Origin of the sequence: Blastococcus sp. VKM Ac-2987 (genome assembly GCF_026967805.1) — a bacterium.
GTDB lineage: Bacteria > Actinomycetota > Actinomycetes > Mycobacteriales > Geodermatophilaceae > Blastococcus.
On sequence record NZ_JAPVBG010000001.1, the window covers coordinates 1,053,329 to 1,073,567 of the forward strand.

Annotated in this window: 20 protein-coding genes, 1 tRNA gene and 1 pseudogene; 8 read left to right on the forward strand and 14 right to left on the reverse strand. The window is 74.4% G+C overall.

Features of this window, described 5'->3' with window-relative positions; all coding sequences use genetic code 11:
• Window positions 1-831, reverse strand: coding sequence for a TIGR00730 family Rossman fold protein (locus O2W17_RS05165; RefSeq protein WP_269191325.1), 831 nt, complete (start codon window positions 829-831; stop codon window positions 1-3).
• Window positions 828-1,955 carry a succinyl-diaminopimelate desuccinylase gene (dapE, locus tag O2W17_RS05170; protein WP_269191326.1) on the reverse strand — a complete coding sequence of 376 codons (1,128 nt, stop codon included), beginning with the start codon at window positions 1,953-1,955 and terminating at the stop codon, window positions 828-830. The genes O2W17_RS05165 and dapE overlap by 4 nt, the downstream gene beginning before the upstream one ends.
• Before the next feature lie 73 nt (window positions 1,956-2,028).
• Between dapE and dapD the strand changes: the two genes are divergently transcribed.
• Window positions 2,029-3,009, forward strand: coding sequence for a 2,3,4,5-tetrahydropyridine-2,6-dicarboxylate N-succinyltransferase (gene dapD, locus O2W17_RS05175; protein ID WP_269191327.1), 981 nt, complete (start codon window positions 2,029-2,031; stop codon window positions 3,007-3,009).
• Between the two features lie 70 nt (window positions 3,010-3,079).
• Entirely contained in the window at window positions 3,080-3,784 is a 705-nt protein-coding gene (locus O2W17_RS05180) for a hypothetical protein (protein ID WP_269191328.1), read from the forward strand.
• Between the two features lie 16 nt (window positions 3,785-3,800).
• Here the strand turns inward: O2W17_RS05180 and O2W17_RS05185 are convergent, their stop codons facing one another.
• On the reverse strand, window positions 3,801-4,262 hold the full coding sequence (locus tag O2W17_RS05185) for an anthrone oxygenase family protein (RefSeq protein ID WP_269191329.1): 462 nt from the start codon (window positions 4,260-4,262) through the stop codon (window positions 3,801-3,803).
• A gap of 4 nt (window positions 4,263-4,266) precedes the next feature.
• Window positions 4,267-4,530 (reverse strand): hypothetical protein, encoded by a 264-nt coding sequence (locus tag O2W17_RS05190; RefSeq protein ID WP_269191330.1) that lies wholly within the window; start codon window positions 4,528-4,530, stop codon window positions 4,267-4,269.
• Window positions 4,531-4,611: 81 nt separating this feature from the next.
• Between O2W17_RS05190 and O2W17_RS05195 the strand changes: the two genes are divergently transcribed.
• The gene (locus O2W17_RS05195) at window positions 4,612-5,562 is read left to right on the forward strand and encodes an AraC family transcriptional regulator (protein ID WP_269191331.1); all 951 of its coding nucleotides are present in this window, start codon (window positions 4,612-4,614) and stop codon (window positions 5,560-5,562) included.
• Here O2W17_RS05195 and dapC read toward each other — a convergent pair.
• On the reverse strand, window positions 5,552-6,673 hold the full coding sequence (dapC, locus tag O2W17_RS05200) for a succinyldiaminopimelate transaminase (protein WP_331254277.1): 1,122 nt from the start codon (window positions 6,671-6,673) through the stop codon (window positions 5,552-5,554). The two genes, O2W17_RS05195 and dapC, sit on opposite strands and share 11 nt — an antisense overlap.
• Entirely contained in the window at window positions 6,670-6,996 is a 327-nt protein-coding gene (gene fdxA / locus O2W17_RS05205) for a ferredoxin (protein WP_269191332.1), read from the reverse strand. Before fdxA ends, dapC begins: the two co-directional genes overlap by 4 nt.
• Before the next feature lie 182 nt (window positions 6,997-7,178).
• On the opposite strand from fdxA, the gene O2W17_RS05210 reads away from it, so the two are divergent.
• Window positions 7,179-10,079 carry an EAL domain-containing protein gene (locus tag O2W17_RS05210; RefSeq protein WP_269191333.1) on the forward strand — a complete coding sequence of 967 codons (2,901 nt, stop codon included), beginning with the start codon at window positions 7,179-7,181 and terminating at the stop codon, window positions 10,077-10,079.
• A gap of 50 nt (window positions 10,080-10,129) precedes the next feature.
• Window positions 10,130-10,906, forward strand: coding sequence for a GNAT family N-acetyltransferase (locus O2W17_RS05215; protein ID WP_269191334.1), 777 nt, complete (start codon window positions 10,130-10,132; stop codon window positions 10,904-10,906).
• Here O2W17_RS05215 and O2W17_RS05220 read toward each other — a convergent pair.
• The 6 genes from O2W17_RS05220 to O2W17_RS05245 form a co-directional block, all read right to left on the reverse strand.
• A complete protein-coding gene (locus O2W17_RS05220) occupies window positions 10,854-11,288 on the reverse strand; it encodes a hypothetical protein (RefSeq protein WP_269191335.1) in 435 nt (144 codons plus the stop codon). The two genes, O2W17_RS05215 and O2W17_RS05220, sit on opposite strands and share 53 nt — an antisense overlap.
• Window positions 11,285-12,178, reverse strand: a complete 894-nt coding sequence (gene mshB / locus O2W17_RS05225) for an N-acetyl-1-D-myo-inositol-2-amino-2-deoxy-alpha-D-glucopyranoside deacetylase (protein WP_269191336.1) — start codon at window positions 12,176-12,178, stop codon at window positions 11,285-11,287. The genes O2W17_RS05220 and mshB overlap by 4 nt, the downstream gene beginning before the upstream one ends.
• 89 nt (window positions 12,179-12,267) lie before the next feature.
• On the reverse strand, window positions 12,268-13,377 hold the full coding sequence (locus tag O2W17_RS05230) for an ABC transporter ATP-binding protein (protein ID WP_269191337.1): 1,110 nt from the start codon (window positions 13,375-13,377) through the stop codon (window positions 12,268-12,270).
• Window positions 13,370-14,422 carry an ABC transporter ATP-binding protein gene (locus O2W17_RS05235; protein ID WP_269191338.1) on the reverse strand — a complete coding sequence of 351 codons (1,053 nt, stop codon included), beginning with the start codon at window positions 14,420-14,422 and terminating at the stop codon, window positions 13,370-13,372. The genes O2W17_RS05230 and O2W17_RS05235 overlap by 8 nt, the downstream gene beginning before the upstream one ends.
• Window positions 14,419-15,360, reverse strand: a complete 942-nt coding sequence (locus O2W17_RS05240) for an ABC transporter permease (RefSeq protein WP_269191339.1) — start codon at window positions 15,358-15,360, stop codon at window positions 14,419-14,421. The genes O2W17_RS05235 and O2W17_RS05240 overlap by 4 nt, the downstream gene beginning before the upstream one ends.
• Window positions 15,353-16,276, reverse strand: a complete 924-nt coding sequence (locus O2W17_RS05245) for an ABC transporter permease (protein ID WP_269191340.1) — start codon at window positions 16,274-16,276, stop codon at window positions 15,353-15,355. The genes O2W17_RS05240 and O2W17_RS05245 overlap by 8 nt, the downstream gene beginning before the upstream one ends.
• Window positions 16,277-16,605: 329 nt before the next feature.
• On the opposite strand from O2W17_RS05245, the gene O2W17_RS05250 reads away from it, so the two are divergent.
• Window positions 16,606-16,682, forward strand: a tRNA-Pro gene (locus tag O2W17_RS05250).
• Window positions 16,683-16,746: 64 nt separating this feature from the next.
• Here the strand turns inward: O2W17_RS05250 and O2W17_RS22280 are convergent.
• Window positions 16,747-18,030: pseudogene (locus O2W17_RS22280) on the reverse strand (peptide ABC transporter substrate-binding protein); the annotation flags it as partial.
• 423 nt (window positions 18,031-18,453) lie between these two features.
• Between O2W17_RS22280 and O2W17_RS05260 the strand changes: the two are divergent.
• The gene (locus tag O2W17_RS05260; RefSeq protein ID WP_269191342.1) at window positions 18,454-18,627 is read left to right on the forward strand and encodes a CsbD family protein; all 174 of its coding nucleotides are present in this window, start codon (window positions 18,454-18,456) and stop codon (window positions 18,625-18,627) included.
• A 160-nt stretch (window positions 18,628-18,787) separates the two neighbouring features.
• Here the strand turns inward: O2W17_RS05260 and O2W17_RS05265 are convergent, their stop codons facing one another.
• A complete protein-coding gene (locus O2W17_RS05265) occupies window positions 18,788-19,543 on the reverse strand; it encodes a (deoxy)nucleoside triphosphate pyrophosphohydrolase (RefSeq protein WP_269191343.1) in 756 nt (251 codons plus the stop codon).
• A gap of 27 nt (window positions 19,544-19,570) precedes the next feature.
• Here O2W17_RS05265 and O2W17_RS05270 point away from each other — a divergent pair, with 27 nt between their 5' ends.
• Window positions 19,571-20,053, forward strand: coding sequence for an RrF2 family transcriptional regulator (locus O2W17_RS05270; RefSeq protein ID WP_269191344.1), 483 nt, complete (start codon window positions 19,571-19,573; stop codon window positions 20,051-20,053).
• Window positions 20,054-20,239 lie beyond the last annotated feature (186 nt).

Consider the following 20,239-nt stretch of genomic DNA (forward strand, 5'->3'; position numbering starts at 1 on the left):
TCAGGCGTCGGAGGGGCGGGTGTCGATCGGCGCCCGCATCCCCCCGCCGTTGTCCCCCGCCTGGCGCGACGCCTCGGCGGCCTGGATGACCGCCACCGCCTCGGCGACGTCGTCGGTCACCGTGACCAGGTCGAGGTCGTGGGGGCTGATCGTGCCCTCGGGGACCATCGTCTCGCGGATCCAGGTGAGCAGGCCGGTCCAGTACTCGCTGCCCATCAGCACGACCGGGAAGCGGGTGACCTTGCGGGTCTGCACCAGGGTGAGCGCCTCGAACAGCTCGTCGAGGGTGCCGAAGCCGCCGGGCAGGATCACGAACGCCTGCGCGTACTTCACGAACATCGTCTTGCGCACGAAGAAGTAGCGGAACGAGATGCCGACGTCGACCCACTCGTTGAGCTCCTGCTCGAACGGCAGCTCGATGCCCAGCCCGACCGACATGCCGCCGGCCTCGGAGGCGCCCCGGTTGGCCGCCTCCATGACACCGGGACCGCCACCGGTGATGACCGCGTACCCGGCCCGGGACAGCGCGGCGCCCAGCTCCACCCCGACCGCGTAGTGCCGGTGGTCGCGGGGCGTGCGGGCGCTGCCGAACACGCTGACCGCCCGCGGCAGCTCGGCGAGCAGCCCGAAGCCCTCGACGAACTCGCTCTGGATCCTGAGCACCCGCCACGGGTCGGTGTGCACCCAGTCGCTGGGGCCCCGCTTGTCGAGCAGCCGCTGGTCGGTGGTCGATCCCCGCTGCTGCGGGTCGGGCTCACCACCGCGCAGCATGATCGGCCCGCGGTGGCGGGTGGGTCGCGCCCGGCGCTCGCCGCTCGGTGGGGTGGTCATGCCTCGCTCCTCGTGACGGGGGTTCCGGACAGGTAGGCGGTCAGCGCGTCCTCCGCCGGCTGGAGCCGGTCGACCCGGACGTGCTCCTCGCGGGTGTGCGCCAGCTGCGGATCACCCGGGCCGTAGTTGATCGCGGGGATGCCGAAGGCGGCGAACCGGGCGACGTCGGTCCAGCCGAGCTTGGCCCGCGCCGGGCGGCCGACGGCCGCGACGAAGGCGGCGGCGGCCGGCTCGGCCAGCCCCGGCAGCGCTCCCCCGGAGTGGTCGACGACGGTCAGCGTGGCGCCGGCGGCGATCGCCTCGGCGAAGACCTCGCGCACGTGCGCCTCGGCGGCGTCCTCGTCCCGGTCGGGCGCGTAGCGGAAGTTGACCGTGAGGGTGGCCTCGTCGGGGATCACGTTGCCCGCGACCCCGCCGGCGATGCCCACGGCGTTGAGCCCCTCGCGGTAGGCGCAGCCGTCGATCTCCACCTCCCGGGCCCGGTAGGCCGCCAGCGTGGCCAGCGCGCCGGCGAGCCCGTGGACCGCGTTCTCCCCGAGCCAGCTGCGGGCGCTGTGCGCCCGGCGGCCCGTCGTCGCCAGCACCGCGCGCAGCGTGCCCTGGCAGCCCGCCTCGATCTCGCCGTCGGTCGGCTCCAGCAGGATCGCCAGGTCGCCGTAGAGCCAGCCGCGCCGCTCGCGGGCGACCCGGCCGAGGCCGTTCTTGACCGCCTCGACCTCCTCGTTGTCGTAGAAGACGAACGTCAGGTCGTGCGCCGGCTGCGCGCCCGGGATACCGAAGCGGCCGGCCAGCCGCAGCATCACCGCGTCCCCGGCCTTCATGTCGCTGGTCCCGCAGCCGTAGAGCCGGCCGGTGGCCGCGTCCAGCCGGCTGGGCAGGTTGTCGGCGATCGGCACGGTGTCCAGGTGACCGGCGAGGACCACGCGGGTCGGCAGACCCAGGTTCGTCCGGGCCAGCACCGCGTCGCCGACCCGCTCCACCTCCAGGCCGCCGAGGCCGCGCAGGGCGGACTCGACCGCGTCGGCCAGCGCGGTCTCGCTGCCGGACACCGAGGGGGCGTCGACCAGGGCCCGGGTCAGCGCGAGGACGTCGGCGGACAGGTCCAGCGGCGGCAGGGTGCTCACGACGAGGCAGCCTAGGGCCCGCACCGCGGCCCGGCCGCCGCGGCGCGGGCAGCCGCTCGGTAGCGTTCCGGCCGTGACCGACGCAGCGTCCGCTCCCGTCTCAGCCGTAGCCGCCGGTCTGGCGACCGTCACCCCGTCCGGCACCGTGCTGGACACCTGGTACCCCGAACCCCGGTTGGGTGCGCCCGCCGGTGCGGCGACCGGGACCACCCGGCTGGGAGCGCTCGAGCTCTCCGGCGAGCTCGGCCCCGACTACGGCGGCCTGGTGCGCCGCGACGAGGCCCGCGGCGTCGAGGTCATCGCCGTCCGCACGGTCATCGCCGACCTCGCCGCGCCGCCGGTGGACACCCACGACGTCTGGCTCCGGCTGCACCTGCTCTCCCACCGGCTGATCCGGCCGCACGGCGCGGACATGACCGGCGTCTTCGGCCTGCTCACCAACGTGGCGTGGACCAGCGCGGGCCCGGTGGAGGCCGCCGGCTTCAACGCCCACCGCCTGCGCGCCGCCGTCGGCCACCTCACCGTCTTCGGCGTGGACAAGTTCCCGCGGATGGTCGACTACGTCATCCCCTCCGGCGTGCGGATCGCCGACGGCGACCGGGTGCGCCTGGGCGCCCACCTGGCCGAGGGCACCACGGTCATGCACGAGGGCTTCGTCAACTACAACGCCGGCACGCTCGGCCCGTCCATGGTGGAGGGCCGGATCAGCGCCGGCGTCGTCGTGGGCGCCGACAGCGACATCGGCGGCAGCGCGTCGATCATGGGCACCCTCTCCGGCGGCGGCACCCAGGTGATCTCGATCGGCAGCGGCTGCCTCCTGGGCGCCAACGCCGGCGTCGGCATCTCCCTCGGCGACGGCTGCGTCGTCGAGGCCGGGTGCTACGTGACCGCCGGCTCCCGCGTCACCCTCCCGGACGGCTCCGCGGTCAAGGCCAAGGAGCTCTCCGGCCGCAACGGGCTGCTGTTCCGGCGCAACAGCATCAGCGGCGCGCTCGAGGCGCTCCCGCGCGACGGCGACTGGGGCACGCTCAACGCCGAGCTGCACGCCAACTGAGCGGCGCACCGCCGGGGTGACCTCGCCGCGTCCCGGCGATGCCGCGAACGGCACCTACAGTCGGTAGGCGATGACCAGCCCCCGTACCGCGGCGCACGCCGCCGCCGCGCGGGCGGGCACCACCACCCGGTCCCGGCCACCCGCCCGGCGCGGCACCGCTCGCCGGACGCCGGCCCGCCGCACGCCGGCGCGCCGCCCGGCTCGCCGACCCGCCGCCCGACGGCCGGGACGGCGACGTCCCGGGACCGTCCCCGCGGTCGCCCGATGGTGGCCGGCGCTGCTGGTGGCCGCAGCTGTCTTCGCCGGCGTCGGCTGGGGTGCCGACCGCCACTGGGAGGCCCCCGCGAGCGGGACCTGCACCGTGCCCGACGGCTCGGTCACCGTGACCGCCGAGCAGGCCGGGAACGCCGCGACGATCGCCCGGGTCGGCTGGGACCGCGGCCTGCCCGACCGCGCCGTCGTCATCGCCCTCGCCACCGCGCAGCAGGAGTCCCGGCTGCGGAACCTCGACTACGGCGACCGGGACTCCCTCGGCCTGTTCCAGCAGCGCCCCTCCCAGGGCTGGGGCTCACCGGAGCAGGTGCGCGACCCGGTCTACGCCGCCGGCAAGTTCTACGACGGGCTGGTGACCGTCCCCGGCTGGGAGGCCGGCCGGCTCACCGAGATGGCCCAGGCCGTGCAGCGCTCCGGCTTCCCCGAGCTCTACCAGCAGTGGGAGGGCATGGCGCAGCAGCTGACGGCGGCCCTGGCCGCGGGCACGCTCGACTGCTCCTGAACCCGCCGCCGGGCGCTCACCCCGCCGGCGCGGCGATCAGCAGGGCCGCCGCGCCCGCGGCCGCGAGGGCCCGCACCGTGTTCCACCCGGTCCACCGGCGCACCCAGCCGGGCCAGTGGTCCGCGGTCCCGGCGGAGCCCGGCTCCAGCCGCGCCAGCGCGTCGTTGAGCGGCACGTTGGCCCCCACCGTCACCCCCAGGACGCCGAACACGTAGAGCGCCGCCGCCGCGAGCACCGCCGGCCGCCGGGCGCTGCCGAGCTCGGCTCCCGCGGCCGCCAGGCACAGCACCCCGGTGCCGAAGAGCAGGGCGAGGAACGCGGGGCGGATCGCCGTCCGGTTCACCGACTGCATCGCCGCAGCACCCGCGGCGGCGGGCAGCGCGGCCAGCGCCGGCATGACCATCAAGCTGAAGACGGCGAACGCCCCGGCCACCAGCCCGGAGCCCAGCGCCGCCGCGGCCACCACCACCTCGCGCACCGGGTCAGCTCCGCCCGGCCGGCGCGTGGCGCAGGTGCGCGGCGACATCGGCCGGCTCGCGGCCGAGCACCCGGCGGGCCCCGTCGGTGGTCGCGGTGTCGCGGCCGTCGAGCACCTCGGTGAACAGGTGCCGCATCACCTCCCGGACCTCGGCCGGCACGCCCTGGGCGGCCAGCCCCGCCAGGTGCTCCTCGACCGGCTCGGATCGGAAGCGGACCGGCCGGCCGGTCCCGGTACCGCCCGTCACCAGGATCCCGCTCGTCGTCATGCGAGAAGCACAGCCGCAGCACCGTGAGACGGTCCATCGCCCGAGCGCCCGTTCGCATGCGCGAGCGTCTACGGTGCCGGCATGGACGCCGTCTCCGGGTTGCTCACCGGGCCGCGCGCGCAGGGCGCCTTCCTGCTGCGCTCGGTGCTGCGCGCGCCGTGGGCCATGCGGATCGACGACGGGGCGCCGCTCACCGCGATGACCGTCCTCCGCGGCTCGGCCTGGGTGCTGCCCGCCGACGGTGCCGCGACCCCCGTGGGGCCCGGCGACGTCGCGCTCCTGCGCGGCCCGCGGCCCTACACCGTGGCCGACGACCCGGCGACGCCGCCGCAGGTCGTCGTCGGCCCGGGCCAGGTCTGCACCCCGCTGGACCCGGCCGGGACGACGACCCGGATGACCACGCTCGGCCTGCGCACGTGGGGCAACGACGCGGGAGGCGGGACGGTGCTGCTCACCGGCACCTACCCGGCGCCCGGGGAGGTCGGGTCCCGGCTGGTGCGGGCGTTGCCCGAGCTCGCCGTCGTCCCCGGCGACGAGAGCACCCGGGCGCTGGCCGGGCTGCTGGCCGCGGAGCTGGCCCGCGAGGCGCCGGGCCAGAGCGCCGTGCTGGACCGCCTGCTCGACGTGACCCTCGTGTCGGCGCTGCGCGCCTGGTTCGACCGGCCCGACGCCCGGGCCCCCGCCTGGTACTCCGCGCACGGCGACCCGGTGGTGGGCCCCGCGCTGGCCCTGCTGCACGCGCAGCCCGCCCACCCCTGGACGGTCGCGTCGCTGGCCGCCGAGGTGGGGGTCGCCCGCGCGACGCTGGCCCGCCGCTTTCCCGCGCTGGTCGGGGAGCCGCCGCTGACCTACCTCACCGGCTGGCGGATCGCGCTCGCCACCGACCTGCTGCGCGACCCCGACCTGACGCTGGCCGCCATCGCCCGGCGGGTCGGGTACGCGTCGCCGTTCGCGCTGAGCGCCGCGGTCAAGCGGGTGACGGGTGCGAGCCCGGCCGAGCACCCCGCGCGGCGCCGACCGGTCAGGCGGTGAGGCGCTGCACCGCCGCGTCGATCCGCTCGTCGGTGGCGGTCAGGGCCAGCCGGACGTGGCGGGCGCCGGCCGGGCCGTAGAAGGTGCCCGGGGCGGCCACGATCCCCAGCGCGGCCAGCCGGTCGATGGTGACCCAGCAGTCCTCGTCGCGGGTGGCCCACAGGTACAGCCCGGCCTCGGAGTGGTCGATCCGCATGCCGGCGGCGCGCACGGCGGCCGCGAGCCGCTCCCGCCGGCCGCGGTAGCGCTCACGCTGCGCGTCGACGTGCGCGTCGTCGGCGAAGGCCGCGGCCATGGCGGCCTGGACCGGGCCCGGCACCAGCAGCCCGAGGTGCCGGCGCACCTCCCACACCCGGCGGACCAGCTCGGGGTCGCCGGAGAGCAGCCCGCCCCGGTAGCCGGCCGCCGTCGACTGCTTGGACAGCGAGTGCACGGCCAGCAGGCCGGAGTGGTCCTCCCCCGCCACGTCGGGGTGCAGGATCGACCGGGGCGTCACGTCCCAGCCCAGGGTGATGTAGCACTCGTCCGCCACCACGGGCACGCCGTGGGCACGGCCCCACGCCACCCAGCCGCGCAGCTGGTCCGCGGTGAGCACCCGCCCGTGCGGGTTGCCCGGCGAGTTCAGCCAGACCAGGGAGATGCCGGCCCCTTCGGCCGGCGGGCTGTCGATCCGGCGGACGGCCAGGCCGGCGAGCACGGCGCCCACCTCGTAGGTCGGGTAGGCGACCTCGGGCACGACCACCGTGCTGGCGGTGCCCTGCAGGCCCAGCAACGTCGGCAGCAGCGCGACGAGCTCCTTGGAGCCGACCGTCGGGATCAGCGGCGGCACGGCGCCCAGCGGATCGGGGACCGCGACGCCCAGGCGCCGCCGGAGCCAGCCCGCTGCGGCGGTGCGCAGCGCGGCCGTGCCCAGCGCCGTCGGGTACCCCGGGGAGTCGGCCGCCCCGGCCAGGGCCTCGCGGAGCACCCCGGGGGTGCCGTCGACCGGGGTGCCGACCGACAGGTCGACGACCCCGCCCGGGTGCTCGGCGGCGCGTGCCCGCGCCCCGGCCAGGGAGTCCCAGGGGAAGTCCGGCAGGGCCCGGGAGGGCCCTGCGGCGGGAGCCGTCAGTGCTCTTCGCCCTGCGGCGGCAGGGCGGCCACCAGCGGGTGGTCCCTGCCGACCTTGCCGGTCTTGGCGGCACCACCGGGGCTGCCCAGGTCGGAGAAGAACTCCACGTTGGCGTTGTAGTAGTCCTTCCACTTGTCCGGGACGTCGTCCTCGTAGTAGATGGCCTCCACCGGGCACACCGGCTCGCACGCCCCGCAGTCGACGCACTCGTCGGGGTGGATGTAGAGCATCCGGTCACCCTCGTAGATGCAGTCCACCGGACACTCGTCGATGCACGCCTTGTCGAGGACGTCGACGCAGGCCTGGGTGATGACGTAGGTCACGGGGTTTCCCTCCCGGGGACGATCTGACGGCGCCACCGGCCGCGGCCGGAGCACCAGATGCGCACCTAGTATCACCTCCGGCGCCCGGCGGCGTTCGACGGGCCACCCGCCGCATCCCCCGGGTGGGTGCCGCGCGGTCGGGCGCACCGGACCGTCTCCCCCCGACGGGGTGGTGGTCGAAGGTGCTGCTCAAAGGCGGCGGGGCAGGCGCCGATGTCGACGACGTGTCCGAGACGTCGCATCCCGAGGCCACGCCGCGGCGTTCGTCGCCGGCGTCACCCTTCGACGCCCAGGCGGCGCTCGTGCAGCTGCTGTCCCGGCTCCGCTCGTCCTCCGGGGCGACCCGCGTGTCGGTGTGGGTGCACGAGGCCACCACCGGGCTCGCCGTCCCCTTCCGGCAGGCCGTCTGCGCCTCCGGGGAGCCGCCGCCGCAGCACCCGGCGCTGCGCACCCCCGTGTCGGTCTCCGACGCCCCCTTCCTCTCCGCCGTCATCACCTCCCGCCGCCCCGTCGTCGCGCACGCCGACGGCCGCCGCGCGGTCGACCGCCAGCTGGCCGGGATCGGCATCCGCTCCGGCCACGGCGAGCCGCTGGTGCTGGACGGCGAGGTCGTCGGCGTCCTCACCGTGGAGCCTGCGGCGGCCGCCGCACCGCACCTGCTGCGCCAGGTCGCACCGAAGCTGGCCGCGGCGCTGGCCGAGGCGTGGACCCGCCGGTCGGAGCAGCGCCGGCTGGAACAGGCCGCCGTGCTCCTGCGCCTGATCGAGTCCGCCGGGCAGGCGCAGTCCATGGACCACCTGCTCGGCTCGGCGTGCCGCCAGCTCGCCGAGCTCGGCGAGGTGGAGCGCGCCTGCATCTTCCTGCTCGAGGACGGCCGGCTCGTCCCCCGGATGGCCGCCTACGCCGACGGGCGCCGCGACCTCGCCACCTGGCAGCAGTTCCGCACCGCCCCCGTGGCCCTCCCGCTGGCCGAGACGGTGCTGCGCACCGGCCAGGCCCTGACCGCCGACCGCGACTCCGCCCTCCTCTCCGGCTGGTGGGTCGACTCCTTCCGCATCGCCTCCGCCCTGGCCGTCCCGCTGGGCCGCGCCCCGGAGCTGGCCGGCGTCCTCATCCTCGACAGCACGCACGTGCGCCCGTTCTCCGAGGACGTCCGCCGGCTGGCCGCCGCCGCCGGGGCGCACCTCGGCGGGGTGATCGAGCAGGCCCGCACGAGCCAGGCCCGCGCCGCCTCCCTCACGACCGCCCGGGTGGTGCACCAGCTGCTCGTGGACGGCTCGGGGGTCACCGGGGCCGCCGAGGCGGCGGAGGTGCTGGCCCGCGCGGTCCAGCGCCTCGCGGGCACCGACCGCAGCGCCGCCTACCTGGTCGACGACGACGACCGGATCGGCGAGATCCGGCACGTGGACTGGCCGGAGTCGCACAAGCAGGTGGTCCAGGCCCGCCTGGTCGGCCGGGCGGCGGACGACGTGGGCCTCTGGCGGCTCACCTCCGAGCGGCGGGCCCCGGTCTTCGTCGAGGACGCCGCCGCGGGCGACCTGCTCGACCCCCAGCTGGTCCGGGCCCTGGAGCTGGCCTCCTACATCAGCGTGCCGCTCCTGTCCGGCGACCGGCTCCTCGGACTGGTCGTCACCGGTTCGGTCGGGTCGGTGCGCACCTGGAGCCCGTCGGTCCGCGACGCCGTCCGCCAGGTGACCCTGGAGGGGGCGCTCGTCGTCGAGAACGCCGAGCTGCGCGCCGCCGAGCAGCTGCGCCTGGCGCAGCTGGCCACCGAGGCCCACCACGACCCCCTGACCGGGCTGGCCAACCGCCGCCGGTTCATCGAGGAGGTCGAGAACACCGTCTACGGCGACCGCGACCGCCGGTGCGCGCTGGTCATGATCGACCTCGACCGGTTCAAGGAGATCAACGACAGCTTCGGGCACAGCGTCGGCGACGACCTGCTCTGCCTGGTCGGCCCCAGGCTCCAGCGCGCGCTGGGCCCGGACGACCTGCTCGCCCGCATGGGCGGTGACGAGTTCGCCGTCCTGCTGCCCGACGCCGACGCCGACCGCGCGCGGCAGGTCGCCGAGGACATCGGCGCAGAGCTGCGCGACGCCTTCGTGCTCGACGGCATGTCCCTGCACGTCGACGCCAGCATCGGTATCGCGCTGTGCCCCGACCACGGCCGCGACCGCTCCCTGCTGCTCGCCCGCGCCGACACCGCCATGTACGCGGCCAAGCGGGGCCGCATGGGGCACGAGGTATGGGCCCCCGACGGCACCCCGGCCACCCGCGACCGCCTGGAGACCCTCGAGCAGCTGCGATCGGCCCTGGACGGCGAGCAGCTGGACAACCACTACCAGCCCAAGCTGGACCTGCGCACCGGCACCGTGGTCGGGCTCGAGGCGCTGGTCCGCTGGAACCACCCCGACCGCGGGCTGCTCTACCCCGACGTCTTCCTGCCGCTCGCCGAGCAGGCCGGCCTGATGCGCCGGCTGGCGCTGCGCGTGCTGGAGCGCGCCCTGCGCGACCTCCGCTCGTGGCGGGCCCAGGGCCACGACCTGTCGGTCGCGGTGAACCTCTCGGTGTCCAACCTCCAGGACGTCGCCCTCCCCGAGCAGGTGGCGATGCTGCTGGACGCGTTCTCCGTGCCCGCCGAGGCCCTCGTCCTGGAGATCACCGAGGACGTGCTCATGGCCGACGCCGCCCGCAGCCAGCAGGTGATGGCCGGGCTCCGCCGGCTGGGCGTCCGGCTGTCGGTCGACGACTACGGCACCGGCTACTCGTCGCTGTCCTACCTGCGGGCGCTGCCGGTCGACGAGCTCAAGCTCGACCGCAGCTTCGTCACCCACCTGACCAGCGACACCCGGGCCGCCGCCATCGTGCGCAGCACCCTGCAGCTGAGCCGGGACCTGGGCATGAGCATGGTGGTGGAGGGCGTCGAGGACGCCGACTCGCTGGCTGCGCTGCGCGAGTGGGGCTGCGACGTCGCGCAGGGCTACCACATCTCCCGGCCCATGCCGGCCGGGCGGGTGCTCGGCTGGCTGGACGCCCGCCCGACCCCGGCAGCCTGGCGCTCCGCTCCCCGGCACCGCCCCTGATCGAGGGGGTGGCGCCGCTCCGGCCGCGGCCGGGCACGAGGATCGGGAGCGTGCCCGCGTCCTCCGCCGTCCCCTCCGTCCCCCCCGTGCCCGTCGGCGACCTGGAGCGGCTGGCCGCCCGCACCTGGCGGGGGCTCGAGGAGCAGCCCTACGGCGACTGGCTGCTGCGCGCCGGCGGCGGCTTCACCGGCCGGGCCAACTCGGTCCTCGTCGTCGGGGACCCGCCGGCCGGGCCGGCCGCCGCCGTCGCGGACGTGACCTCCTGGTACGCCGACCGCGGCCTGCGACCGTGCGCCGCCGTCCCCTCGTCCGGCGCGGAGGACGCCGACGCGGCCTTCGCCGCCGCGGGGTGGACCCGCGACGAGGACACCCTGGTCCTCACCGCCCCCGCCGGCCCGTGGCCGGGGACCGGCGTCCCGGTCGAGCTCGCGGATGCCCCCGATGCGGCCTGGCTGGCCGGCTACCGGTACCGCGGCGCCGCCCTCCCGCCGTCCGCGGCCGCCGTCCTGCGCAACGCCGACCAGCCGCGGTTCGCCACCGTCCGCCTCGTCCCCGAGCCGGCCCCGCCGGCCGCCGTCGCCCGGGGCGGGCTCTGCGACGGCTGGCTGGTGGTCAGCGCCGTGACCGTCGACGACGAGCACCGGCGGCGGGGCCTGGCGACGGCCGTGATGGCGGCGCTGGCCGCCGACGCCCGAACCCGCGGCGGCCACTCCTGCCTGCTCCAGGTCGCGGCGTCCAACGGCCCGGCGCTGGCCCTCTACGCGCGGCTGGGGTTCACCGAGCACCACCGGTACGCCTACCGGTGGGCGCCCGTCCCGCCGGCGTGACCGGGCGGCGCGGTGCCCCCATCGCCGAACCGGCGGCGAGCGCCCCGGCCAGCACGCCGAGCAGCAGGAAGACCAGGGTGACGCCGCCGAGCGCCCCGCCCGCACCGAGCAGCAGGTCCCCCTCGGGGCGGCGCACCATCGCACCGATCACGACCACCAGCCAGGTGACGGCGGGGAGCGCGGCGACGGCCGCCGACCCGCTGAGCCGGAGCGCGGCCCGGACGAGGAGCACGTTCCCCACGACCGCGGCGGCCACCGAGACCGGCACGAGCACGCCGCCGATCCGCAGCGGCAGCCAGAACACCTCGACCAGCGCCAGCCAGGCGGCGAGGACGACCGCGCAGGCCCCCCAGGCCACGACGGCCCCCCGCCCGCGGCTCACCCGGTCAGACCGGCGAACAGGTCGTCCTCCCGGTCGTGCGGCCCGCTCCCGGGGCCCCGCTCCCCCGCCACGAGCCGGTAGTACTCGACGGCCATGACCTCCTGGCCGAGGTTGTTCGACAGCGCGAAGAACGGGCCGTCGACGGTGATCTGGGTCGGGTGGGCGCGCATGGCGGCGTCCTTGCGCCCGGCGTGCGCCCGGCCGTCGACGGCGCAGGTGACCACCTCGTCGGGCACGACGAAGGGCACCTCGTCGATGTCGCCCAGGCTGTCGAACGGCGAGGCCTCGCCGAGGGCGGCCATCGCCTCGACGCCCTCCCGGACCACCGAGCGCGGCATGGCGTTCCAGTAGACCTTGGCCACCTCCCACGGCTCCCCGAGGTCGGCGCGGTAGGCCGGGTCGGCCGCGGCCCCGACCGCGGCCATGGCCACGCGGTGGGCCTGGATGTGGTCGGGGTGGCCGTAGCCGCCGAACTCGTCGTAGGTGACGACGACCTGCGGCCGCACCTCGCGGACGACGGCAACGGCGTGCGCCACCGCCTCGTCCAGATCGGCGTTCCAGAAGGCCCGCGGGTGCTCGTTGGCCGGCGTGCCCATCATCCCGGAGTCCCGGTAGCGCCCCGCCCCGCCGAGGAAGCGGACGTCCTCGACCCCGAGCGCGGCCATGGCGGCCCGCAGTTCCCAGATGCGGTAGCCCCCGAGCTGGTCGGCCTGGTCGGCCGCCAGCTGGGTCAGCTCCGGCACCAGGATCTCGCCCTCCTCCCCCAGCGTGCAGGTGAGGAGGGTGACGCCGGCCCCCTCGGCGACGTAGCGGGCCATGGTGGCCCCGTTGTTGATCGTCTCGTCGTCCGGGTGCGCGTGGACCAGGAGCAGGCGCCGCGAAGGGATCACGGGACGGCATTCTCCCTGCCGCGTCCGCCGCGGGGCCCGGAGGGCTCCACGGAGGCACGGTGCGGTCCGGAGGACCGCGATCTCCTGGGCTACTCCGTCGGGACGACGTGCCGCGCCTCGGCGAAGTGGCACGCCGACGGGTGGCCCTGCCCCCGGTCGACCAGCGCCGGCGCCTCGGCGGCGCAGATGTCCTGCGCCTTCCAGCAGCGGGTGCGGAAGCGGCACCCCGACGGCGGGTTGGCCGGGCTCGGGACGTCGCCCTCGAGCGGGATCCGCTCCTTGAGCCCTCGCAGGTGGGGCTCGTGCACCGGCACCGACGAGAGCAGCGCCTGGGTGTACGGGTGCGAGGGCGAGCCGTAGACCTGGTCCTCGGTGCCTTCCTCCACGATGCTGCCCAGGTACATGACCGCGACCCGGTCGGAGATGTGGCGCACCACCGACAGGTCGTGGGCGATGAACAGGTAGGAGAGCCCGAAGTCCTCCTGCAGGTCCTCGAGCAGGTTGACGACCTGCGCCTGGACCGAGACGTCGAGGGCGCTCACGGGCTCGTCGCAGACGATGACCTCGGGCTGCAGGGCCAGGGCCCGGGCGATGCCGATGCGCTGCCGCTGCCCACCGGAGAACTGGTGGGGGTACCGGTTCACGAAGTCGGGGTTGAGCCCGACCCGTTCCATCAGCTCCTGGGTGCGCTGCAGCCGGCCCTTCTTCGGCGCGATGTCGGCGTGCACCGACCAGCCCTCGGCCACGATGTCGCCCACGGTCATCCGCGGGTTCAGCGACGCGTACGGGTCCTGGAAGATGATCTGGACCTCGCGCCGGTACTGCTTGAGCCCGCGACCGCTCAGCTTCGTGACGTCGTCGCCCTTGTAGAGGATCTGCCCGTCGGTCGGCTTCTCCAGGGCCACCAGCATCTTGGTCACCGTCGACTTGCCGCACCCGGACTCGCCGACCAGGCCCACGGTCTCCCCGCGGCGCAGCCGGAGGTTGACGCCGTCGACGGCGCGGACGTGGCCGACCGTGCGCTTGAGGACGATGCCCTGGGTGAGCGGGAAGTGCTTCTTGAGGTCCTTGACCTCCAGGAGCACCTCGCCCGGTGCGTGCACGGGGCGGGTCGCCGCGTCCGCGGCGTCGGACACGGCTCGCCGGTCCGCCTCCGCGGCCCGGCCCGCCGCGGTGCTCCCGGTGCTGTCGTCAGGCATCGAGGACCTCCTCGCTGTAGTGGCAGGCCGCCTCGCGGCCCGGGAGGACCAGCCGCAGCGGCGGGACGTCGGCCACGCAGTCGCGACCGGGCGCGGCCTCCGCACCGGTGCGGCGCTTGGGGCAGCGCGGGTGGAACGGGCAGCCCGAGGGGATGGCGGCCAGGTTCGGCGGCTGCCCGCCGATCGGCTGCAGCCGGCCGCCCTTGACCTCAACCTGCGGGATGGAGCGCATCAGCCCGTCGGTGTAGGGGTGCGCGGGGTTGCCGAACACCTCGTCGACGGTGCCCCGCTCGACGATGCGGCCGGCGTACATGACGGCCACGTTGTCGGCGACCTCGTTGACCACACCGAGGTCGTGGGTGATGAGGATCAGCCCCATGCCGGTGTCCCGCTGCAGGTCCTTGAGCAGGTCCATGACCTGGGCCTGCACGGTCACGTCGAGCGCGGTGGTCGGCTCGTCGGCGATGAGGATGCGCGGATCCAGGGCCAGCGCCATCGCGATCATGACGCGCTGCCGCATGCCGCCGGAGAACTGGTGCGGGTAGTCGTTGACCCGCTCCTTGGCGGCCGGGATGCGGACGCGCTCCATGAGCTCGACGGCGTGCTGCTTGGCCTCCTTGCGGGAGGTGCCCCGGTGTGCCCGGAACATCTCCCCGATCTGGAAGCCGACGCTGTACACGGGGTTCAGCGAGGAGAGCGCGTCCTGGAAGATCATCGAGATCCCCGGCCCGCGGACCCTGCGCTGCTCCTCCTCGGGCAGCGTGAGCAGGTCACGCCCCTCGAAGACGATCCGGCCGCTGGTGACCTCGGCCGGCGGTGAGTCGAGGATGCCCATGATCGCCTGGGCGGAGACGGACTTGCCCGAGCCGGACTCGCCGAGGATCGCGACGGTCTCCCCCTCCGAGACGGTGTAGCTCACGCCGTTGACGGCGTTGACCAGGCCCGAACCGGTGCGGAACTGGACCCGGAGGTCGTCGACCTCCAGGAGCGGCGCACCGGCGCCGCGGGCCGGGCTGGACGGGACGGACGTGGACGCGGTGCTCATGAACGCTGCTTCGGGTCGAGGGCGTCGCGTAGAGCGTCACCCATGAGGACGAACGCCATCACCGTCAGGGTGAGGACGAGGCTCGGGAAGAGGACGGCGTGCGGCGCGGTGCGGAGCAGATCCTGACCGGTGTCGATCTGCAGCCCCCAGGAGATCGCCGGCGCCTGCAGGCCCACGCCGAGGAAGGTCAGCGTCGCCTCGGCCGCGATGAGCACCCCGATGGTGATCGTCGCGTAGACCAGCACCGGGGCGACGGCGTTGGGCAGGATGTGCCGCAGCAGGATCCGGCTGTCGGAGGCGCCCATCGCCCGGGCGGCGGCGACGTAGTCGGAGCTCTTCACCGCGATGACCTGCGAGCGGACCAGCCGCATGGCGGTCATCCAGCCGAACATCGCCAGCGCGATCGCCACCGCGACCACGCCACGGCCCAGGATGCCGCTGCGCAGGACGACCAGGGCGCCCAGGATCAGCGGCAGCGCGTAGAAGATGTCGGCGATCCGCGACAGGATGCTGTCGGTGACCCCGCCGTAGAAGCCGGAGATCGCGCCGACGAGGACGCCGAACACCAGGATCACGACGACGGCGAGCAGGCCGATGATCAGCGAGTTCCGGGCGCCGTAGACGACGTTGGCCAGGTAGTCGCAGCCCTGCTGGTCGAAGCCGAACCAGTGCTCCGCCGAGGGCGTGCCGTTGGAGTTCGACAGGCTGCACGAGCGCGGGTCGACGCCGCGGGCGAAGACCGACGGCAGGAGCGCCATCGCCACGAAGAGCAAGCCGAACAGGGCGCCGATCCAGAAGAAGGCGTTGCGCCTGAGCTGGCGCCAGGCGTCGCTCCACAGGCTGTTCTGGCGACCCCCGCCCGGCTGGTCGGTCGCACCCGTCACGCCGCCGGCCCCGGCCTCGTCGTGGCCCACGGTCGTCAGGTTCGGCTCACTCATAGCGGATCCTCGGGTCGAGGACGGCGTACAGCACGTCGACGACCAGGTTGAAGAAGATGAAGACGAACACCAGGAGCGTCACGATGCCGACGACGACCGCGCCCTCCTGGGCGCGCACGGCGTCGAAGACCGCCCGCCCGATACCCGGGAGGTTGAACACGGTCTCGGTGACGATCGCGCCGCCCATCAGCGTGCCGATGTCGGCGCCGACGAACGTCACGACCGGGATCAGGCTGTTGCGGAGCGTGTGCCGGACGATGACGTCCCGGCGGGGCAGGCCCTTGGCGCGCGCGGTGCGCACGTAGTCGGCCCGCATGTTCTCCGCGATGCTCGTCCGGGTCAGGCGGGCCACGTAGGCCAGCGACCCGGCGGCCAGCACCAGGCCCGGCAGCAGGTAGCTGTACCAGCCGTCGTTGACGCCGGCGATCGGGAACAGGCCGAGCTGCAACCCGAGGGTGAACTGCGCGACGAAGGCGAGCACCAGGATCGGGATCGAGACGATCAGCGTGGTGCTCACCAGCACGACGTTGTCGAAGAAGCCGTTCTTCCGGATACCGGCCATGACGCCGGCGACGATGCCGATCACGATCTCGAAGGCAATGGCGACCAGCGCCAGCTTGATGGTGACGGGCATCCGCTGGGTGATCGTGTCGAGCACCTCGCGGCCGCGGAAGTCGGTGCCGAAGTCGCCCTGCAGCAGGTCACCGACGTACTTGACGTACTGCAGCCAGAGCGGGTCGTTGAGGTTGAACTCGTCGGTCAGCTGGGCCACCACGGCGGGTGCGAGGGGTCGGTCGCCGCCCAGGGCCCGGATGGGGTCGCCCGGCAGCGCGTAGACCAGCGCGAAGATCAGGAAAGAGGCCCCGAGCATGACCGGGATCGTGAGTAGAAGGCGGCGCGCGATGTAGCGGCCCATGTCGCTCCTCGGTCAGGACGCGCCGTTCCCCTGTGATGGGCGCGGACGCGTCGTCCATGATGCGGGACGAGCCCGAGCGGCCGACCGCCGGGGAGCCCTGCCCGGTCTGGGCGGGGTTCCCCGGCGGCGGCCTGCGGTGTGCGGCTACGTCAGCTGGTGGGCGTGACGTTGGCGACGTCGATGTCACCGAAGACGTCGATCACCACGTCGCTGACGTTCTCCGAGTGCCCGGCCTGCTCGAGGTCGAAGAACATCGGGATGATCGGCATGTCCTCGAGCAGGATGTCCTCGGCCTGGTTGTAGAAGTCGAGGGCTTCCTCGTTGCTCGAGGCGCTGTTGCCCTGCTGGATCAGGGCGTCGAACTCGGGGTTCGAGTAGAACGTGGCGTTCGAACCCGCCGGCGGCAGCGCCGCCGTGGAGTACAGCGGCTCCAGGTAGTTCTGCGGGCTCGGGTAGTCCATGCTCCAGCCGAGGCGGAACGGACCGGTCACGCCCTGCTCGTCCAGCAGCGGCAGGTACTCGGCGAAGTCGAGCTCGCCCCGGAGGACGTAGTCGAGACCGAGGTTCTCGCGGAGCTGGTTGCCCACGGCCTGCACCCAGGCGTCGTGGCCGGCGCCCGCGTTGAACCACAGCTCGATCGGCTGGCTGCGGTCGAAGCCGGCCTCGTCGAGCAGCGCGTTGGCCGCGTCGACGTCCAGCTCGCAGTACTCGCAGACACCCTCGCGGTAGCCGTCGACGACGGGGGCGACGTAGGCGTCGGCGGGCGTGCGGCTACCGGCGAAGATGGCGTCGGAGATGGCCTGCCGGTCGACGCCCATCGACAGCGCCTGACGGACGCGCGGGTCGGAGAACCGCTCGTCGTAGGTCGGGTAGCCGAGGTAGGTGAACCCGGAGGACGGGGCCTCGAGGTAGCGGTCGCCGAGCACGTCCTGGGCCGAGGCCAGGGCGTCCGGCGGCAGGTCCGGCAGGACGTCGAGGTTGCCCGCCTGCAGGTCGTTGTATCCGGTGTTCAGGTCGGCGTAGACGCGGAAGTCCACGGACTCCGCGACGGCCGGGTCCTCGCCGGCGTAGTCCTCGTACCGGGTGACGGTGATGCCCTGACCGGGGACGAACTCGCCCTCGGCCTGGAACGGACCGTTGCCGATCGGCATGGCGCCGAAGCCCTCGGGGTCCTCGAAGAAGGCCTCGGGCATCGGCCAGAAGGCGTTGTAGCCGACGGTCACCGGGAACTGGGCGAACGGCGAGGCGAGCTCCACCTCGAAGGTGTTCTCGTCGATGACCCGGAGGCCGCTGAGCTCCTCGGCGGCGGGGTCACCGGTGACGTTGCCCTCGTCGTCGGTCGGCGCCTGCAGGTCGTCGTACCCGAGGATGTTCGAGAAGAAGTAGGACGCACCCTGGGCGTTGGGGCTGTAGGCGGTGTAGTTCCACGCGTCGACGAAGGACTGCGCGGTCACCGGAGTGCCGTCGTGGAACGTCCAGCCGTCCTTGAGCTCGACGGTCCAGGTGGTGTTGTCCTCGGACTCGATCGACTCCGCGACGCCGGTGTACTCGACCGCGCCGTCGGCGGCGTACTCGATCAGGCCCGTCCACAGGGAGGAGATGACCTGGTGGCCCTCGCTCTCCGTCGTGTTGCCCGGGATGAGGGGGTTCTCCGGCTCACCGACGTAGACGCTGAAGGTGCCGCCGTCGGCAGCAGCGCCGTCGCCACCGCCGCCGCCGTTGTCGTCACTGCCACCACAGGCGGACAGCAGCATCGCGGCGGCGACGCCGCCGGCCACGAGCGCGGTCCTGCGCTTGCTCAAATTCACGTGCAATGCCTCCCTCGACCCGCACCAGCGGGGGGAACGGACAGGTCGAACCACGGCCGCGCGGGCGAATGGACGACTGACTGGTCACGAACCGAACACAACCGGGAGATGACGTCCCAGCGGTGACGGGTGGACCCTAGGCACGCCTCGAAGAGGGTGTCCACGGACGTCATCGAGTTGTGACCTGGGCTCACGATCCGCCTGCGCACCGTAACTTCCACGCCTCTCAACCGGTCGGGCGGGCGGTCCTCCGGCCGCTACGCCGGGTTCGCCGGACGCCTTCCAGCAGGTCAGAAAGCCGTGGTGTCGCGGTCACGCGGCGGGGGTACAGCGGCATCCACACGACCGACGAGCACCGGAGGTACCGCGATGAGCGGCATGGACAAGATGAAGAACAAGGCCGAGGAGCTGTCGGGCAAGGGCAAGGAGTCCGTGGGCGAGGCGACCGGCGACCGGGATCTCCAGGCCGAGGGCCAGGCGGACCAGGCCTCGGGCAACCTGAAGCAGGCCGGCGAGAAGGTCAAGGACGTCTTCAAGAAGTAGGCGCACCCTGCCGGTGATCCTCAGCGCACGCGCGAGGAGGTAGCCGGGAGTCAGCCGACGGGCGCCGCTCCCCCGGGAGCGGCGCCCGTCGTCGTTCCCGACCTTCCGCGCAAACCGACCCCGCCTTCCAGCGGGAACCCACGCTCCGCGGAGAAGCGGGTCAGAGGCGGGCGAGGAGGGCGCGGACCGCGGGGAGCAGGGGGCGGTCGGCGGGGATCCAGTCGAGCGACTCGAGCTCACCGGCGCCGACCCACCGCAGGTCGGCGTGCTCGTGGGCGACCGGCCGGCCGGAGGCGATCCGCGCCCACCACACCCGCATCGTCGAGGCGCCCGGGGCGCCACCGGCGACGACGCCGTCCAGCGGCACCTCGCCGAGGAACGCCTGCGGCGCGACGACGACGCCGAGCTCCTCCGCGCACTCGCGCACGAGCGCGGCCAGCTCCGGCTCCCCCGGCTCCACCTTGCCGCCCGGGAACTCCCAGCAGCCGTCGAAGCGCCCGCCGGAGCGCTGCGCGACCAGCACGCGGTCGCCGTCGACGAGGGCCGCGCCGACGACCTGCACCACCTCGTGCGCCCGCAGGGCCGCCGCGGCGGCGTAGGCGTCGAGGTGCGACCGCATCGCCCGCACGATCCGGCCGCGCAGCACCATCTGGTCGACGACGCCACCGAACGCCCCGGGCAGCCCGGTCTCCCAGTCGACCTGCTCGTCGACGAGCGTGCCGGCGCCGGTGGCCGAGAAGCGGCGCGAGTGGGTGACCCAGCCGCGACCGCGGGCGACCGCGTAGACGTCCCGCTCCGGCCGGACGGACACGACCTCCTCCAGCGGCACCGGCCAGGGGCGGCCGAGCGCGCGGGCGACGTCGAACGCCACGGTCAGCGGCGCCTCCACCATGGTGGTGAAACGCAGCTGGAACACCAGGGCACTCTCCCAGATGACGGCACTATGGGTCCCGTGCGCATCAACGCCCGGGTCGACTACGCCGTCCGAGCCGTCGTGGAGCTCGCCGCGGTCGCGCCCGAGGCACTGACCTGCGACCGCATCGCGACCGCCCAGAACATCCCCAACCGCTTCCTGCAGGCGATACTCGCCGACCTGCAGCACGCCCGGCTGGTCACCAGCCAGCGCGGCCGGGACGGCGGGTACCGGCTGGCGCTGCCGGCGTCGGAGATCTCGATCGCCCGCGTCATGCGCGTGGAGCAGGGCTTCCTGGCCGAGGTGCACGGCCAGCGCCCCGAGGAGGTCGTCTACCCGGGGCCGGCCGCCGGGCTGGCCGGCGTCTGGGTCGCCGCCCGCGAGGCCTACCGCCAGGTGCTCGAGGGCGTCACCGTGGCCGACGTCGTCGCCGGGGAGCTCCCGCCGCACGCGGCCGAGCTCGTCGCCATCGACACCGCGTGGCGCTCGTTCAGCGGCCCGGCCCCCGGCTGAGGGCTCCCGGTGCGAGCGTCGGGTGGTTCACACGGCGGATCGGCCGGGATGTGGGAGTATCGACGGCATGACGGACCGCGGCAGCCTGCTCGTCGCGCGTCTGCACATCGATCTGGCGCTCGTCTCCAGCGCCGCCTGTCGCGCCGCGCGCTGACCCAGGTCCCCCGCGCAGCCCTCCCGCTGCGT

Bases quoted from the DNA above. Each gene is read 5' to 3' on its own strand.
- O2W17_RS05180 (WP_269191328.1), top strand. From the start codon at position 3,080: ATGACCAGCCCCCGTACCGCGGCGCACGCCGCCGCCGCGCGGGCGGGC.
- O2W17_RS05245 (WP_269191340.1), bottom strand. From the start codon at position 16,276: ATGGGCCGCTACATCGCGCGCCGCCTTCTACTCACGATCCCGGTCATG.
- O2W17_RS05190 (WP_269191330.1), bottom strand. From the start codon at position 4,530: ATGACGACGAGCGGGATCCTGGTGACGGGCGGTACCGGGACCGGCCGG.
- O2W17_RS05235 (WP_269191338.1), bottom strand. From the start codon at position 14,422: ATGAGCACCGCGTCCACGTCCGTCCCGTCCAGCCCGGCCCGCGGCGCC.
- O2W17_RS05195 (WP_269191331.1), top strand. From the start codon at position 4,612: ATGGACGCCGTCTCCGGGTTGCTCACCGGGCCGCGCGCGCAGGGCGCC.
- O2W17_RS05260 (WP_269191342.1), top strand. From the start codon at position 18,454: ATGAGCGGCATGGACAAGATGAAGAACAAGGCCGAGGAGCTGTCGGGC.
- O2W17_RS05270 (WP_269191344.1), top strand. From the start codon at position 19,571: ATGGGTCCCGTGCGCATCAACGCCCGGGTCGACTACGCCGTCCGAGCC.
- O2W17_RS05240 (WP_269191339.1), bottom strand. From the start codon at position 15,360: ATGAGTGAGCCGAACCTGACGACCGTGGGCCACGACGAGGCCGGGGCC.
- O2W17_RS05230 (WP_269191337.1), bottom strand. From the start codon at position 13,377: ATGCCTGACGACAGCACCGGGAGCACCGCGGCGGGCCGGGCCGCGGAG.
- O2W17_RS05165 (WP_269191325.1), bottom strand. From the start codon at position 831: ATGACCACCCCACCGAGCGGCGAGCGCCGGGCGCGACCCACCCGCCAC.